Annotated in this window: 10 protein-coding genes; 8 read left to right on the forward strand and 2 right to left on the reverse strand. The window is 52.8% G+C overall.

What is annotated here, in order from left to right:
• The first annotated feature begins 403 nt into the window (after positions 1-403).
• The 4 genes from IMCC3135_RS02700 to IMCC3135_RS02715 all read left to right on the forward strand — a co-directional run bounded on the left by IMCC3135_RS02700 (position 404) and on the right by IMCC3135_RS02715 (position 4,869).
• A complete protein-coding gene (locus tag IMCC3135_RS02700) occupies positions 404-1,333 on the forward strand; it encodes a LysR substrate-binding domain-containing protein (protein WP_088916184.1) in 930 nt (309 codons plus the stop codon).
• A gap of 133 nt (positions 1,334-1,466) precedes the next feature.
• Positions 1,467-2,459, forward strand: coding sequence for an NAD(P)-dependent oxidoreductase (locus tag IMCC3135_RS02705; RefSeq protein WP_335589289.1), 993 nt, complete (start codon positions 1,467-1,469; stop codon positions 2,457-2,459).
• Between the two features lie 263 nt (positions 2,460-2,722).
• Positions 2,723-3,483, forward strand: a protein-coding gene (locus tag IMCC3135_RS02710; protein WP_418251415.1) for an IS5 family transposase whose coding sequence is annotated in 2 segments (ribosomal slippage) — positions 2,723-3,050 and positions 3,050-3,483 — 762 coding nt in all. Because the reading frame shifts where the segments join, the coding sequence is not laid out codon by codon here.
• A gap of 66 nt (positions 3,484-3,549) precedes the next feature.
• Positions 3,550-4,869 carry an IS1182 family transposase gene (locus IMCC3135_RS02715; RefSeq protein WP_088916186.1) on the forward strand — a complete coding sequence of 440 codons (1,320 nt, stop codon included), beginning with the start codon at positions 3,550-3,552 and terminating at the stop codon, positions 4,867-4,869.
• 262 nt (positions 4,870-5,131) lie between these two features.
• On the opposite strand, the gene IMCC3135_RS02720 is transcribed toward IMCC3135_RS02715, so the two are convergent.
• On the reverse strand, positions 5,132-7,030 hold the full coding sequence (locus tag IMCC3135_RS02720; RefSeq protein ID WP_205737877.1) for a methyl-accepting chemotaxis protein: 1,899 nt from the start codon (positions 7,028-7,030) through the stop codon (positions 5,132-5,134).
• 248 nt (positions 7,031-7,278) lie between these two features.
• Positions 7,279-10,551, reverse strand: coding sequence for a DEAD/DEAH box helicase (locus tag IMCC3135_RS02725; protein WP_088916187.1), 3,273 nt, complete (start codon positions 10,549-10,551; stop codon positions 7,279-7,281).
• A gap of 312 nt (positions 10,552-10,863) precedes the next feature.
• Here IMCC3135_RS02725 and IMCC3135_RS02730 point away from each other — a divergent pair, with 312 nt between their 5' ends.
• Genes IMCC3135_RS02730 through IMCC3135_RS02745 form a run of 4 tightly spaced genes read left to right on the forward strand, consistent with a single transcriptional unit; the run spans position 10,864 to position 16,110 of the window.
• Complete coding sequence (locus tag IMCC3135_RS02730) at positions 10,864-11,058, forward strand: hypothetical protein (protein ID WP_088916188.1); 195 nt, start codon at positions 10,864-10,866, stop codon at positions 11,056-11,058.
• The gene (locus IMCC3135_RS02735) at positions 11,052-12,278 is read left to right on the forward strand and encodes an ATP-binding protein (RefSeq protein ID WP_088916189.1); all 1,227 of its coding nucleotides are present in this window, start codon (positions 11,052-11,054) and stop codon (positions 12,276-12,278) included. The genes IMCC3135_RS02730 and IMCC3135_RS02735 overlap by 7 nt, the downstream gene beginning before the upstream one ends.
• Before the next feature lie 9 nt (positions 12,279-12,287).
• Positions 12,288-15,380 (forward strand): type I restriction endonuclease subunit R, encoded by a 3,093-nt coding sequence (locus IMCC3135_RS02740; RefSeq protein ID WP_088916190.1) that lies wholly within the window; start codon positions 12,288-12,290, stop codon positions 15,378-15,380.
• 16 nt (positions 15,381-15,396) lie between these two features.
• The gene (locus IMCC3135_RS02745) at positions 15,397-16,110 is read left to right on the forward strand and encodes a M48 family metallopeptidase (RefSeq protein WP_088916191.1); all 714 of its coding nucleotides are present in this window, start codon (positions 15,397-15,399) and stop codon (positions 16,108-16,110) included.
• Positions 16,111-16,116 lie beyond the last annotated feature (6 nt).

Genomic DNA, 16,116 nt, shown 5'->3' on the forward strand with positions numbered 1-16,116 from the left:
AGTTCTTACAAGTTGCCTCTGTCGGCTTTTTGAAATAGCTAATGGGTCGATCGGAAATTGAAGTATGCCCGTGATCAACAGCCAGCACTCTTGACCCACCCTTATCCACAATACCTGTGGATAACCATGTGGATGAACCGCGTATAGATTGTCAGAGCGAGGGTCAGGTAGTGCTATTGAGAATTTGTTCAAAAAATGAACAATCTGTCAGAGCGCTCAATGATGCACATGGAAGTCCTTGCGAATTCGCTCACCAGATGCGAAAGCAGGCAGCAATCGGTATTGATATCATCGGGCCTACTTGTTCGAGGGTCTGCCACTGGCAGGCCTTCGTGTCTATCAGTCTTGATCCGATTGCTGCTCAAGTTCCCCGTGATGTAGCAGCCTCTCATGAGCATTGCCCATGCCGACTCCTTTGCCGCTACAAGAACTTCCGCCTTTGAGTTCTCTGAAAGGATTTGAGGCCGCAGCGCGATTGCTCAGTCTGCGTGCTGCAGCCACCGAGCTTCACCTGACGCATCCTGCCATCGTCAATCAGATCCAGCGCCTCGAACAGAATCTGGGTGTCAAGCTGTTCGCCCGCGAGGGTCGCCATATCATATTGACCGACGCTGGCCAGCGTTTCTATCCGGTTGTCCGTGAGGCGCTGACGGGTCTGGCACAAGGTGCAAAAGCACTGCGGCAGATGCAGCAGTCCCAGCCACTGACTGTGCAGGTCTACGTGACCACCTCGATTCGTTGGTTGGCGCCCAGGCTAGCGGATTTTCAGAGTGCGCATCCGGATGTGAAGCTCAAGTTGATGACCTGTAGCATCGGTTGGGAATTCGATGAAGCCAATGCCGATGTCGGTATTGTGTTCCGCGATGGCCCTCTGGCTGAGCACTTGCACTGGCAGCCGTTATTCGAATCACGTCTGTTCCCGGTGTGCAGTCCACAGATGCTTGAGGGGTGCACACTGCCGCTGCCGGATGAGACCTTGAAAACGCTGCCATTGATCGGGGTCTATACCGAAGGTTGGAACTGGGACAGCTATTTCCAGGCTTTGGGGCTTGGCCCTTGTCCGAGCCGCAACTGCATCGTGGTCGATACGCTGATCGTTGCGCTGGAGATGGCAGCGCGCGCAGAAGGGGTGGCGTTGGTTAATGGCCCCTTTGCCGATGAGGATTTGTTATCCGGCCGTCTGGTCAACCCGACAGGGCAAGTGATTGCCGGGGGCGGGGCGTGGGGAGCGGTCTGTCATCGCAAGCTGGCACAGGATGCGAGAGTGGCGACTTTTCTCAATTGGCTGCATATCCAGAGCGAGGCTAGTCCTTCGCAGGTGTGTACAAAATAATAGTTACCAATGACAAAATTCTTGTGAGTTGTTGTCCATGCCCTCGGCCAGTAAGGTGAGAGTCGATATAGCCTGTGCAAGGGCGAGTGGTTCTCTAATGTTCACCACGTAAGGCTATGCGCAGCAAGTCAAATTGTCTGCAAACTGCAAAGAGAGAGCACAACACATGAAAGTCGGATTCATTGGTCTGGGAAACGTCGGTGGCAAGCTGGCGGGTAGCCTGTTGCGTAATGGGCACGATGTCACTGTCCGTGACCTTGATCCGAAGACGGCGCAGGCCTTTCTCGATCAGGGGGCTCATTGGGCTGACTCTCCCAGGGAACTGGCTGAAGCTGCCGATATGATCATTACCTGTCTGCCATCACCTGCAGCCTGCAGCGTCGTGATGGAAAGCGATGATGGCGTGATCGCAGGTCTGTCTGAAGGCAAGATCTGGCTGGAAATGAGCACCACTGATGATGGTGAACTGCGACGTATCGCTGATCGGGTGCTTGCCACGGGTGCCAGGGCGCTGGAGGCGCCGGTATCAGGGGGTTGCCACCGCGCTGCGACGGGGAATATATCCATTTTCGTTGGTGGGGATCGAGAGTCGTTCGAACAGGTACTACCGATACTGACGACACTGGGTCGCCGTGTACTGCATACCGGTGCGCTGGGTACGGCCTCTGTGCTCAAGGTGATGACCAATTATCTGGCGACAGCCAATTTGTGTGCTGTGGCTGAGGCACTGACCGTGTGCAAGAAGGCCGGTTTGGATATGAATACGACCTATGAGGCGATCAAGATCTCCTCCGGTAATTCCTTTGTGCACGAGACTGAGTCTCAGGTGATTCTCAATGGAAGCCGTAACATCAGCTTCACCATGGATCTGGTGCTCAAGGATGTTGGCTTGTTCGATACCTTGGCCAAAAACCTGGAAGTTCCGTTGGAAATATCTCCCTTGCTGATGGATATATTCCGCGATGGTCAGGAACGTTTTGGTCCGCGTGAGTGGTCTTCCAACATTATCCGTCGTCTTGAAGAATCTGCTGGTGTGCAGGTACTCGGCCATGGCTTCCCTGCGGAGCTGACCGATGACGAGCCAGAAGAGGAGGGCTATGAGGTTGTGGTGACTGGACGTGGTTAAACCATGAAAGATGATTTCTTTAAGCAGACATCATCTCAAATCCCACTTCGTCTTCTTTGCGGGCATGCCGCCCTGAATTAGCCGAAGCTTTGGCCGATCAGACTTTCTTTCGGCCCGGTCTGGGCGACGAGTATCAAGTCCATGCATCTGCTTGGACATATGATCTTCTAGGGCCTGTCATCAATTAAAAGATAGATATTTTGACTTGTCGACCCGTTATAGTTGACGCCTACAGAGAACAGGCGTCGATGGGGCTCCAAACCATGGTTGGACGATACGGGCTTTCCGACAGACAATGGCAGCAACTTGGCCCGTTGTTACCTGGTCGTGCTGACACGGTCGGTGTCACTGCCAAGGACAACCGACTATTTGTCGATGCCGTACTTTATCGCTACCGTGCCGGTATTCCCTGGCGGGATCTGCCAGCTCGTTTTGGTGACTTTCGTGTCATCCATACTCGCCATTGTCGGTGGTCGAAAAAAGGGATATGGGAGCTTGTTTTCAAGGTATTAAGCGAAGACGTAGACAATGAATACGTGATGCTTGACAGTACGATTGTAAGAGCACATCAGCACAGCGCTGGGGCGGCTGGGAGCGAAAAAAAATAGAGTGCCTCGGGTTGTCGCGAAGGGGAATAAGTACCAAAATTCATGCACTGTGCGATGCATTGGCAAATCCGATCAGCTTCAAGCTCACACCCGGACAAGCATCGGATCTAGAGGGCGCTGACGCACTGCTACCAGGACTCACGGCCGGTGCGCTGCTGGCCGATCGAGCTTATGATGTCGAGGAACGCGTGCGTAAGCGATTGCGAGAGGCGAACACTGAGGCCGTTATTCCCAGTAAGAAGTCTCGCCTTGTAAAGATCGAACATGACCGTGATTTGTACAAAGCTCGACATCTGATCGAAAATTTCTTCGCTAAAATCAAGCAGTACCGTGCGATTGCGACGCGCTACGACAAGCGAGCATGCAATTTTCTGGGAGCGATTCACTTGGTTGCCGCCATTGAATGGCTTAATTGATGACAGGCCCTAGGAGTCTGCGCGGCAGAAGCCACTTGCAGAACATTTTGAACGATAATGTCATGTATGACTATCAGTTACCGAACATACGTCGCTGAGCAGGACTTACTTCTGCCACCGTCCCTGCAAGAATGGCTGCCGGAAGGACATCTTGCCTACTTTATTAGCGATACGGTGGATGTGCTGGATCTGTCAGCCTTTCACGCTCGTTACGAGAAAGGCGGTCCGCGTAACCAGCCGTTTCATCCGGCCATGATGGTCAAGGTACTGCTGTATGGCTATTCCACTGGCGTATTCTCATCGCGCAAGCTGGCGCGTAAGCTACATGAGGATGTTGCGTTCAGAGTTCTGGCGGCGAACAATTTTCCAGCTCACCGTACGCTCTGTGATTTCAGGGCCCTTCATTTGGAAGAGCTCGCCGAATTGTTTGTGCAGGTGGTTAGGCTGGCTAATGAGTGCGGTCTGATCAAGCTGGGCACGGTGGCGGTGGACGGCACCAAACCTAAAGCGAATGCTAGTCGTCATAAGGCGATGAGCTATGGGCATATGCTCAAGGCTGAGTCAGACCTGAAAGAACAAATCAAATCATTGCTGGAGAAAGCTAAAGCCACTGATGCTGCCGAGAAGCATGAACCGGATCTGAATATTCCTGACGAGATAAAACGGCGTGAGAAGCGTCTTGCCACGATTACTGCTGCCAAAGAGCGACTGGAAGCTCGCCAACGAGAAGCGGATCGAGAGAAAGGGCGAAGTGAGGATGACGATCAACAACCGCGCAATCCGGATGGTTCGGCCAAACGTGGGCCAAAATACAAGCGAAAATTTGGCACCCCCGAAGACAAGGCTCAGGAAAACTTCACCGATCCTGATAGTCGCATCATGAAACACAGCAATGGTGGATTCGATCAAAGCTACAATGGCCAGACAGCTGTGGATGCTGAAAACCAGATTATTGTCGCTGCCGAGCTGACACAGAATGCAGCGGACAGTGCAGAACTGCCCATAATGCTTGATGCTGTGAAAGGCAATCTGCAAGACTTGCCAGAGCAGACGCTGGCTGATGCAGGTTATCGAAGTGAAGCGGTGTTGGAACAGCTATCAGAGCTGGCAACGAATGTGACCATGGCACTGGGGCGTGAAGGTCGCGGCAACCTCAGTGTTAACACCGTGAAGTATCCTCACACTGCACAAATGGCTGAGAAGCTGCAAACCCCAGTGGCTCAACAATTGTATCGACAACGCAAACATATCGTTGAACCGCCCTATGGCTGGATCAAGTCAGTGCTCGGCTTCCGTCAGTTCAGTCTGCGTGGGCTAGACAAGGTGAGTTGTGAGTGGAAGCTGGTGTGCGCAGCATTGAATTTGAGGCGAATGGCGTATCTGTGAGCCCTAATTCAACGAAATAATCAGCGCCTGCGAGCCGCTCAAGTAGCGTTATACCCGACATTTACAGCCTTTTTTCGATTCGAGTTGCATTCTAACCGGGGCAGATGAGCGCGGGTGTCTCCGCTCGCCCAAGCGCTCACTCAAAACGCTCCACCGCGCAGACTCCTAGGTTAAATGTGTGATACGTACATTGTCAGGCTAGTTTTTGAGAGGGAGGCTGGCAGCAATATGTCTGTGGCAGATATACCGCGACGGGAGTCATTCAAGCCTCGAGCTTGTAACGTTCGATGCGGCATCGCAGTTGATCAGCCATTTGCGATATCTCGTCAGAAACGGCTGTCAGTCTGTCAGTACCCAGCTTGACCATGGCGATGTCACTCAAGGTATTTTGTGAATAGCGGCTGATATTGTCGCTGTTCACAACGGCATTCTGCACGTTACGGGACATGTCCAAGGTGTTTGCGGTCTGCTCATCGACGGCTTGGGCGATATCGTTCTGAATATCGTTAATCTTGTTGATCGTATTGCCAATGGATGTGATGGCCACCACGGCATTGCCACTGTTCGTCTGGATAGTGTCGATGATGCCGGCAATCTGTTCGGTTGCCCTGGCGGTCTCCTTGGCCAGTTCCTTCACTTCGTTCGCAACCACCGCGAATCCCTTGCCCGCATCTCCCGCTCTGGCCGCCTCTATCGTGGCATTCAATGCCAGCAGATTGGTTTGCTCGGCGATGGAGGTGATGACTTTGAGTACGCTACCAATACTGGTAGAGGATTCGGATAGCTCACGTACGGTGGTATCCGTACTCTGCGCCAACTCCACCGCCTGATTGGCAACCAAGGCGGCCTCACCCGCATTCTGGGCGATATGACGAATGGCTGCCGACATTGCCTCCATCGCCGTCGCGACCGATGACACGTCGCCCTTCATGGCGTTGGACGATTCGTGCATGGACACGATGTCAGTGGAGCCTTCGAGCGTCATCTTGCTGATTTCGACACTGGCCTCACTCAGCGTAGTCGACGATGTCGATAGCGCGAAACTGCTGCTGCGAATATGCGTCAGATTGCCCCTGAACTCCTGCAGCAGTGCCTCAATTCCTTCACCGACACGGCCAACAGCATCCTCACCTTTGACGGTAACCTGACAGGTCAAGTCGCCCTTGACGGCAGAGTTCACGATTTCCAGCAGCTGATTGACCTGTGTGTTGACGTGCTGAGCAAGCTGTCGTTCAGTCTGCATCTCGCGTTCGCGCTCAGCCTCGATTTTTTGTGTGACATTTTGACATTCGGCAATGACACCAAGGTACTGGCCTCTGGCATTCAGTACGGGGTTGACGTGCAGTCGAAAAGAATGCCCTTCAAATTCTATGATTTCCTCATGGCGCGAGCTCAGATCTTTCAATGCCGCTCGGCGTTCGGGCATCGGGTGCAGATCGTACCAGCACCACCGATGCATTTCATCTTTTGAGAAGTCCGGATAGCTTTTTCGGATATACGGCTCGATGACGTCCATGGTCTTCCGACCAAAAGCATTCATGTAGACGACGTGGTCGTTCTCGTCTGCAACCAGAATGCTTGAGGCGCTGCTATCCAGTGCCTTTTGCACACGCAGAGCAGTCTCTGTCTCGCGATGTGTTTCATCCAGCACGTTATTGAATCTCTGTAGCATGCCGTCGTAGTGTCTTGCCACTTCACCTATCTCGTCAGAGCGATCCATCGAAAGTGGTTGGGGATCTGCATCCACGGTCGCAGCCACGCTTTGCAAGGCGTGGCTGATCTGAGCAAGGGGCTGGAGAAGGCGGGAGCGGAATCCGAGAAAACAGACTATCGCCATGGCAAAGCCGATGCCAGTCAGTGCCATCAGAGAGGCAAGCAGGCGATTGATCCACGTCTGCCGTCGCTGCACTGTCTCATCGATACGTTGCTCCGGCAGACTGTGGGGACCATCAATCGGCCGCACGATCAACGCCTCCTGAGCGTGTGAATCGTCGGCGCTCTGATGCCTTTCGTCCGCTGCCAGGTAGGACTGGTAGCGCAGTTCCTGACTGTTAGTCAGTGCGCGCTGGTTGTACCCAATCGCGATGACTGTAAGGAGTATCGTCAGCAGCAACAGGCTGGCGGTAGCCAGGCAATACTTGGATAGTGAGAGCAGTTTCATGCGTGCGGCTACTGTCTTGAGTGTGGTGGGTCGTCCTCTGGGAGGCGATTGCCACGCCATGTAACAGTATTTGTAGCGGCCATGATGCGGCAGGCTATTCTGCTATGGGTTACTTTGCCAGTATAGTGTTGGTGTTTTGGAGCTACGGGTCAATGGGGCTCGGTGAAGTTCGCGATACTTTGTTGCGGTGTTTGGTGTGAAGATTGACGATCTCCAGAGCGCTTTGAGTAAGGTGCATCTGATCAAGACTAAATTTCCACAAAGGGTCGTTCAACCATTTCAAGCGTCTCCGACTTTGCATGCCTTTCAAGCCGATCTGCACACGTCGAAAAGTAATTGCATTGACGCCATTTCGATAAATCACCAATCACGTACAAGCGACGTTTTGCACGACTCACCGCGACGTTCAGAAGATTGGGTTTGCTGGAAGCCCATTGCCTTGCTCCTGCGCTTGAGGGATCGCTGCCAAGCACCAGCACCACAATGTTCGCCTCTTTTCCCTGAGTCGTGTGTACTGTGCCTGCATTGATACCCTCGAACCGTTTTGTTCGAGCGCGCAGTTGATCTGACACCGTCCGAAAAGGAGAGATCAGGAATATTTGAGAAGCATCAACGTTGAGTGACATGAGTTGTTCGAGTAGCTCCATCATCGCCTCTCCTTCGGCCTCAACCCAGTGACCGTCAGAGATTGCGCTACGGATGTCGATCCAGCAGCTAACTGGCCAGTCTGCCACTACTGGTTGCGATGAGTCCTTGTTGATCAAACCATTCACCATCAGGCCATCGTAAGCAATGGAGTTGCAGATGTCGAACATGGGTGCAGCGCAGCGGCGATGGACCCGTAGGGGTGAGCCAACCCAAACTGGTTCATCACCACTATTGATATAAGTCCCATAGGGCGAGGCACGATCAGCAAGGCGCTGCACCGACATGGTTCCAGGTGTCCAGGCTTGATCAACATCATGGTACTGTCTCAGCGCCTCCTGGGCCTTCAGGGAAATTGAAACAATGGGTTCGAGCTGCAGAGGGTCGCCAACAACCACCGCGCGACGTGCTCGCCAGAGGGCTCCAACAGCTTGCTGAGGTAGTGCTTGTCCTGCCTCGTCAACCAGTAGCCAGCCTAGCGACTCGCGACCCATTTGCGGGAACAGACGGGCGAATGAGGCAAAGGTGGTTGAGATGACAGGAACCACAAAAAACAAGGCGCGCCATGCGTCTGCCACAGTGTCGGCAGGTGCGTCGTCGGGCACCGATCCAGCCAATACGTCCATGGCGGCGTGCAGGCTCTGTCGCATCCGAACGGCATTTGCACGAATAAAAGCGCGGTGCAGTGCGAGAGCTGCGACGAAGACTTGTGAGCGTGCCTCGTTCCAGGTTTCGTCCACCCAAGGAGATGATAGCTCGCGTTTTGTATCGTTGCTCCAGTCTTCGGATTCCGGATCTGGAATGTCGATACCGAGGTTTTTGCCTGTCCTTGATTGATTTGCAGACAGACGAGAGTGCTTGTCTGTTAGCTCTGTCAGGTGATCGTGTGCCGCTCTGTAGTTGAACTGTTGATCGGAGAGCATCGTGGCCAATACCGATTGACTTCCAATCGCTGAGCTCAGATTGCTTTCGTCAGCTTCGGTCACTATCTCCAGCTGCTCATCTTTCGCACGCCACTTGCGAAAGGTTTTTCCCAGGGTGAAGATTATCTCAACCAGTCCCGGCCTGAAACGGCGGTGATCGAGGCGTTCATTTCTGGATGCCTCAAGCATGTTACGAGCCAGTGTCACTTCGTGTATTGCCTGTGCCAAGGCATCTTCCGAGTGGGACAAGCGAGTCTGGAGTTCGTCATGACGTGATCGATGAATAGCGATTTTTTTGGAAAGTGTACGTATGCGAATACCCTGTTCACAAATGTGCTGTCGCTCTTCCTGCAGGTGTTCAGACAGTTCAACGGCTATGTTGAATTCATCCACCGCAGCGTGCCAATCCACAGTCTCCTGACTGAATGCGTCAAGCAATGATTTCATACCGGGTAACTTCGGCTGTTCGGCCTCATCTGCATCTCTGTCAAACCAGAAGCGACTGCGAAACTCGTTTCGATTGGTACGGTTTCCTAGCTTCGCAGCCATCAGTCCCCAAGCCTCTTTATCGTCGCCCAAAATATGCGAGGCCAGATCCTGAAAATGGTCCATACCGTCAAGGGAGGTAGTATCGATTGCGTTTACTCCCGGGATTTCCATGGTCACGTTCGCGACAGCGCCGTTGTTGCTCGATGCGATGACGATCTCATAGCCATGAAAGGCTTCTTTCCAATGCCACACCGTACGTTGGTAGTCTCCTGCCTTCCAGCCGGTAGACTCTTCGAATGCGTCTTTTGGTGAGTCAAGCTCTGCCAGCCGTTGTGCGCGAGTGACATAAATGTTTGCGATCAGATCCCGCAGCAACGTTGTTTTACCTGTCCCCGGAGGTCCATTGACTGCTGCGATGCCTGAACTACCGTCCAGGGAATGTGCGATATTATTAACGGCGAATTGTTGGCTGGCGACGAGTGAATGTCCCTTGGGGCTTGGCCAGCGTGCAATAGGAAAAAACGCGGGTGACAGTGTTTCGAAGGTTGTATCGGGTGGGTCGTTGACATCAACTCGCAAGCCCTCGTCTAGATCCTCTGGTGCCGTCAAGTAGTTGGTGAGTGCTTTTCCAGCCGTGTTCACTTGGATATCGATAGCCACTCGGTCGAGATCGTCGACAAAGAAGCTGTTCAACAGGACAGGTTCATTCTTCGACTCGTCATTTTTTTCACTGATAATGGTGCTGCTGACTCGGCACTTCGGACTATCAATGAGAGGGCCGACGCCAAGGCTGTCTATAAATCCAAGGATTTCGGCAATCAGGTCATCGTGATCAAGCGGTTGTTCTGGCGTGTCGAAATCGTCGATGCCATGTTCGTCATGCTCCTGCTCATCCTGATCTGTTGGAAGATTGTCGAACAAATCTGGCTCAAGGGTCTCGTCGTGATTCGCCGATGAATCTTGCTTTTCATCGCGTAGAGCATGACGGTGTTCGAAATCCTCTCTTGCCGCTTTCTCAGTCTCAAAGAATCCGGTTAACCAATCGGGGGAGCTGGGTCCTGGGCTGAGCGTTCGACCGAGTGCCCATGCAAGGCTTGATAGCGCAAATGTATCGAGCAGGGGGCGTCCACTTTTGTCTACCTCAAAGGCGAACAGACAGTACGCACAATCACCTGGTCGATCGAAGGTGTCAGGGTTTTCACCGAAATGTCTGTCCAGAAGTTCATTGGCGGCAGTTGAGGTAAAGAGCCCGGCGTATACGGTATGTCGCCATGTCTGTTTGGGGCGAAGCTTGCGTCGATGCAGCGCATGGCTTGCCTGCCAAGGTAGAGGCTCCGATCCGAGCACGCGAAAGACAGGTTTTGTCTTGTCGTTCGGGTTTGCCGGAGGCGTCTTCTGCGCGGAGAACAGTTCAATAGCGCGCCAACTGGTCAGGATTCGTGATTGGACGGTAGATCGTGCCATAGTGATTGCGATTCCATGTCGCGCGCCCCGGTTCGGGGTAATGAAGTACAGGTGGCGAAAAAGAGCCTATACGAAGTCTATCTAAAGCCTATTTTGACAGGGATACGGCTGTAGGTATCAGCGTCGATTGCGTCAACGTATTTCGTTCGAGTAATGGAGTGGCATGAAGGGGCGAAAACAGACGCAGATAAGCGAATCTTGGTCTATCGGCTGCATGTATTTGTGCTGTCTGAAAAACTCAAATAATGTCAAAAATTCCATTGGGAGCGCGTGCCGGAAGCGCACGATGCTCGAGCGACTTAAGGACCACTGATGGTTATCAAGAAGACCGAACTCTATTCCTCCCTCTGGGCTAGCTGTGATGACATAGTGGCGCTCAAGGGTGATAGGGAGATCGGTGATAAAGTCAACAAGATCATCAGCGCCCTGGCGGAAGAGAACGATCTGGAGGGCATCATCGATCTGGCCCACTTCAACGATGAGGAAAGCAGGCATGAAGAATGTTAAAAGCTGAACTACTGGAAATCATCGGCAACGGCGAAGGCTCAGGAATAGAGTTCAAACGAGACGATATTCGTCCCGAACAACTGGCAAAAGAAGTGGTCGCACTGTGTAACTTCAAAGGCGGTAGGTTACTCCTCGGTGTGGAGGACGACGGTAGCATCAGCGGCGTGCAGAGGACGGATCTGGAGGAGTGGGTGATGAACTGTGTGCAAAGCAAAGTGCATCCGATAATGTTGCCATTCTTTGAAGTGATCAAGTTCGACAATGATAGGAGCGTTGCCGTTGTCAGTTTTCTTGAGGGTATTTCCAAGCCCTACGTGATGAGGCACGGCGGTAAGGAAGATATCTATGTCAGGGTGGGCTCTACATCCCAGTTGGCTACCCGCGAACAACAAATGTGGCTATTTGAAGCAGGCGGCATGTTGCACGCTGAAACCATGCCCGTGCCGCGAACAGACATAAGCTGTCTGGACAATGTTCGCCTGACTAACTACCTGGCTGATATTCTCAATGACCCTGACGTGCCAGGGAGCCCCGAGGCGTGGCTGTCGCGATTGCTGGGCTTGAGTTTCCTGGTGGAGGTGCAAGGGACTGTCTATTGTTCAATCGCAGGGTTATTGCTGTTCGGCAAAAGCCCTCGGCGATATTTGAAGCAGGCAGGCTTGCGACTGATGGTATTCAAGCATGAAGACAAGGAATACCAGGCCGAATTGGATGAAATTCTGGATGGTCCCTTGGTGGGACGATGGGATGTGGATGCGTCAGGCAAGCGGCTGCTCGATGGCGGTGTCATTGAACGTTTTGTAGACGCTATTACCGCTTTCGTGTCACAGCAAGCCGATTCGGTCAATGCCGAGTTCAGACGCGATACGCAGTGGTTCTATGCCCGCGATGCTCTGCGAGAGGTTGTTGTGAATGCGCTGGCTCATCGTGACTGGACGCGATTTGTCGATATTGAGGTGTCGGTGTACAGCGATAGGCTGGAGGTCATCAGTCCGGGTACATTGCCTAATTCGATGACCATTGAAAAAATGAAGGCAGGTCAGCGATCGCCGCGTAATTCGATTGTGATGGACGTGCTGCGCGATTACGGCTATGTGGATGCTCGTGGCATGGGTATACGAACAAAGGTGGTGCCGTTAACCCGTGCCTTGTCCGGCCGCGCCCCTGAGTTTGTCGTGACCGATGACTATTTGAAAACAACGCTGTACCGATCCGTTTGAGGGCGACCTATGAGTAACGTTGGCCAGCGCGAAGGCGTTATGCAGCAGCGTGTGGTGCAGTTCTTCCAGGCGGAGCTGGGTTATCGCTATCTGGGTAACTGGCAGTACCGGGAAGGCAATGCGAATGTCGATGTCAGCATTCTGACAGATTGGCTGCGGAGCCGAGGCATCAGCGAAGCGCTGATTGGTCGCGCCATACGTCAGCTCGATACAGCGGCTGCGCTGGGTGAAGGCAAGAGGCTCTACTACGCCAACAAGGACGTATATCAGCTATTGCGCTATGGGGTAAAGGACAAGGAAGGTGCCGGTGAGCATAATCAGACGGTCTGGCTGGTTGACTGGCAGAACCCGCAGGCAAATGATTTCGCCATTGCCGAAGAAGTGTCTATCAAGGGTGAGAACAAGAAGCGGCCCGATATCGTGTTGTACGTCAATGGCATCGCGCTCGGTGTACTGGAGCTGAAACGTTCCTCCGTTTCGGTGTCCGAAGGTATCAAACAGAATCTGGACAACCAGAAAAAGGCCTTTATCAGCAGCTTCTTCAGCACTCTGCAACTGGTGATGGCAGGTAACGATACACAAGGGCTGCGCTACGGCACTATCGAGACGCCTGAGCGCTATTACCTGGAGTGGAAAGAGGACATCGCCAGCACCTGGCAAAGTCCGTTGGATTTCCATCTGAGCCGGATTTGCAGCAAACCCAGATTCCTGCAGATCATTCATGACTTCATCGTGTATGACGCAGGCACCAAGAAAACCTGTCGGCACAACCAGTTCTTCGGCGTGGAGGCGGCAAAACAGTATGTCGCTCGGCGTGAAGGCGGCATCATCTGGCATACGCAAGGCTCGGGCAAGAGCTTGACGATGGTGTGGCTGGCCAAATGGATCAGTGAAAACGTAACCAACAGCCGTGTGCTGATCGTCACGGATCGTACAGAGCTGGACGAGCAAATCGAAAAGGTGTTCTCTGGTGTCGGCGAAGACATCTATCGCAGCAAGAGTGGTGCTGATCTGGTTGCCACACTGAACCAGCCGAACCCTTGGTTGATCTGTTCACTGGTACACAAGTTCGGGCGGCAGACAGATGCTGATGACAATGCTGCCGCCGAGGCCTTTATTGAAGAATTGAAGAAATCCCTGCCTTCAGGCTTTCGTGCAAAAGGCGAGTTGTTTGTCTTTGTGGATGAGTGTCACCGTACTCAGTCAGGCAAGTTGCACGAGGCGATGAAGGCCATTCTGCCCGAAGCGATGTTCGTCGGTTTTACCGGCACACCGCTGATGAAGAAGGACAAGAAAAAGTCCATCGAAGTGTTCGGATCGTTTATTCACACCTACAAGTTTGATCAGGCAGTGAAGGATGGCGTCGTGCTGGATCTTCGTTATGAGGCGCGCGATATTGATCAGACCATCAGTTCCCAGAAGAAGGTGGATGAGTGGTTTGAAGCCAAGACACGCGGTTTGTCACGGTTGGCGAAAATGCAGGTCAAGCAGAAGTGGGGCACCTTGCAGAAAGTGCTGTCCAGCAAATCTCGGCAACAGCAAATCGTCAACGATATCCTGATGGATATGGAAACCAAACCGCGTTTGATGGATGGACGCGGTAATGCGATGCTGGTCTGTTCCAGTGTGTATCAGGCCTGCAAGTCCTTTGAGATGTTCAGTCAGACGGAATTAGCCGGTAAGGTTGCCATCATCACCAGTTTTCAACCAACGGCTGCGAGTATCAAAGGCGAGGAAGCCGGAGAGGGGCAGACGGAAGAATTGTTCAAGTACGACACCTATCGCAAGATGCTGGCTGATTATTTCGAGCAGTCTGAAGAGGCTGCCGCTAATCGTGTAGAGGAGTTTGAGAAAGCCGCAAAAAAGCGATTTGTCGAAGATCCAGGTCAGTTGCGACTGGTGATTGTCGTAGACAAACTGCTGACAGGCTTTGATGCGCCGTCTGCAACGTATCTGTATATCGACAAACAGATGACTGATCACAACCTGTTTCAAGCCATTTGCCGTGTGAATCGTCTGGATGGTGATAGCAAAGAGTACGGCTATATCGTCGATTACAAGGATTTGTTTCGCTCACTGGACAAGGCCATCTCGGACTACACCCAGGAGGCCTTTGACGGCTACGATCAGGAGGACGTCGAAGGCTTGCTCAAGGATCGTCTGGAGTATGCGAAGCTGGATCTGGACAATGCCCTAGAGGCGGTACACGCCTTGTGCGAGCCGGTAAAGGCACCAAGAGATACCTCGGACTATATGCATTACTTCGGCACAGGCTCGGGGGCTGACGCCGACGAACTGAGCGAGAATGAAATGCTGCGGCTGACACTCTACAAGAGCGTAGCCAAGCTGCTGCGAGCCTATGTGAATGTCGCCAACGAAATGCCTGAGGCCGGGTATTCCGCGGCTGACATCGTCCGAATTCGCAATGAGGTCACACACTTTGAGAAGGTGCGTGATGAGGTGAAGCTGGGCAGTGGCGATCTGGTGGACATGAAGCGTTTTGAACCTGCCATGCGCCATTTGCTGGATATGTACATCAGGGCTGATGACAGCGAAACCTTGGTGGACTTTGACGAATTCGGTTTGGTTGAATTGATTGTGAACAAAGGCGTTGATGCGCTGGATGCCTTGCCTGAGGGGATCCGCAAGGACCCAGAGGCTATGGCAGAAGCGATCGAAAACAATGTGCGCAAGACTATCGTCGATGAGAATCCGGTCAACCCGAAATACTATGAGCAGATGTCTGTGTTGCTGGATGAGCTGATCGAGCTGCGTCGACAGAAAGCCATCGATTATCAGGAGTACCTGGAGCGGATTCTGGAGCTATCACGCAAGGTGGTTCGATCTGAATCCGCCACCACGGATTACCCCGCTTCCATGGATACCTCCGCCAAGCGGGCTATCTTTGATAATTTTGGCAAGGACGAGTTGCTGGCAACCAAGATCGACAGTGCGATTCGTTACACCAAGAAAGCTGACTGGGTGGGGGATCGGTTCAAGGAGCGAGAGGTGGCTAACGCAATTCGTGAGGAGACCTCAGCCTACACGCTGGACATCCAGCACGTAATGAATATTGCCAAGGCCCAGAAGGACTATCAGTGACCCGGCGTACACGTTAATGGAACTGCTCCAGATTGGTTCGATAGAGATGCGGCTAAACCGTAAAGCTATCAAGAATCTGCACATAAGCGTACTCCCTCCTGACGGGCGTGTCCGCATATCCGCACCAGAGCGAATGACGGATACTGCGATCCGTATGGCGGTAATCAGTCGAATTCCCTGGATAAGAAAGCAACAGAGTGAATTTGCAAAGCAGCCACGTCAGTCTGATCGGGAGATGGTCAGTGGCGAGTGCCACTATGTCTGGGGCAGGCCACATCGTTTGAACCTGGTTGAGCGTTTGGGTCGGCACGAGGTCACCGTCGGTGGTGGCAAGGTGCATCTTTATGTGAAGCCTGGGACTTCCGTTGAGAACAAGGCGCTGGTGTTGTCTGAGTTCTACCGTGATGCTCTCAAGGTGCGTATAGGGGCGCTACTGGGTGAATGGCAGGCACAGATTGGTGTGGAGACTGCGGGCTGGGGTGTGAAAAAAATGAAGACCAAATGGGGGAGTTGCAATACTATCAGTCGGCGTATTTTGTTGAATCTGGAGCTGGCTAAAAAACCACCCGAGTGTCTGGAGTTTGTTCTGGTACATGAACTGGTGCACCTGTTGGAGCGTAATCATAACGATCGATTCAAGGCGTATATGGATGAGTTCTTGCCTGATTGGCGTGAGCGGCGGAATTTGTTGAATAGTATGCCTTTGGGACATAGTAGTTGGGGGTATTAGATGCTG

The sequence above is a fragment of the Granulosicoccus antarcticus IMCC3135 genome (assembly GCF_002215215.1).
Taxonomy (GTDB): Bacteria; Pseudomonadota; Gammaproteobacteria; order Granulosicoccales; family Granulosicoccaceae; genus Granulosicoccus; species Granulosicoccus antarcticus.

Excerpts from the sequence above, each read along its gene's own strand:
- IMCC3135_RS02700 (WP_088916184.1), top strand. The coding sequence starts at position 404 with ATGCCGACTCCTTTGCCGCTACAAGAACTTCCGCCTTTGAGTTCTCTG.
- IMCC3135_RS02730 (WP_088916188.1), top strand. The coding sequence starts at position 10,864 with ATGGTTATCAAGAAGACCGAACTCTATTCCTCCCTCTGGGCTAGCTGT.
- IMCC3135_RS02745 (WP_088916191.1), top strand. The coding sequence starts at position 15,397 with ATGGAACTGCTCCAGATTGGTTCGATAGAGATGCGGCTAAACCGTAAA.
- IMCC3135_RS02725 (WP_088916187.1), bottom strand. The coding sequence starts at position 10,551 with ATGGCACGATCTACCGTCCAATCACGAATCCTGACCAGTTGGCGCGCT.
- IMCC3135_RS02715 (WP_088916186.1), top strand. The coding sequence starts at position 3,550 with ATGACTATCAGTTACCGAACATACGTCGCTGAGCAGGACTTACTTCTG.
- IMCC3135_RS02720 (WP_205737877.1), bottom strand. The coding sequence starts at position 7,030 with ATGAAACTGCTCTCACTATCCAAGTATTGCCTGGCTACCGCCAGCCTG.
- IMCC3135_RS02740 (WP_088916190.1), top strand. The coding sequence starts at position 12,288 with ATGAGTAACGTTGGCCAGCGCGAAGGCGTTATGCAGCAGCGTGTGGTG.
- IMCC3135_RS02735 (WP_088916189.1), top strand. The coding sequence starts at position 11,052 with ATGTTAAAAGCTGAACTACTGGAAATCATCGGCAACGGCGAAGGCTCA.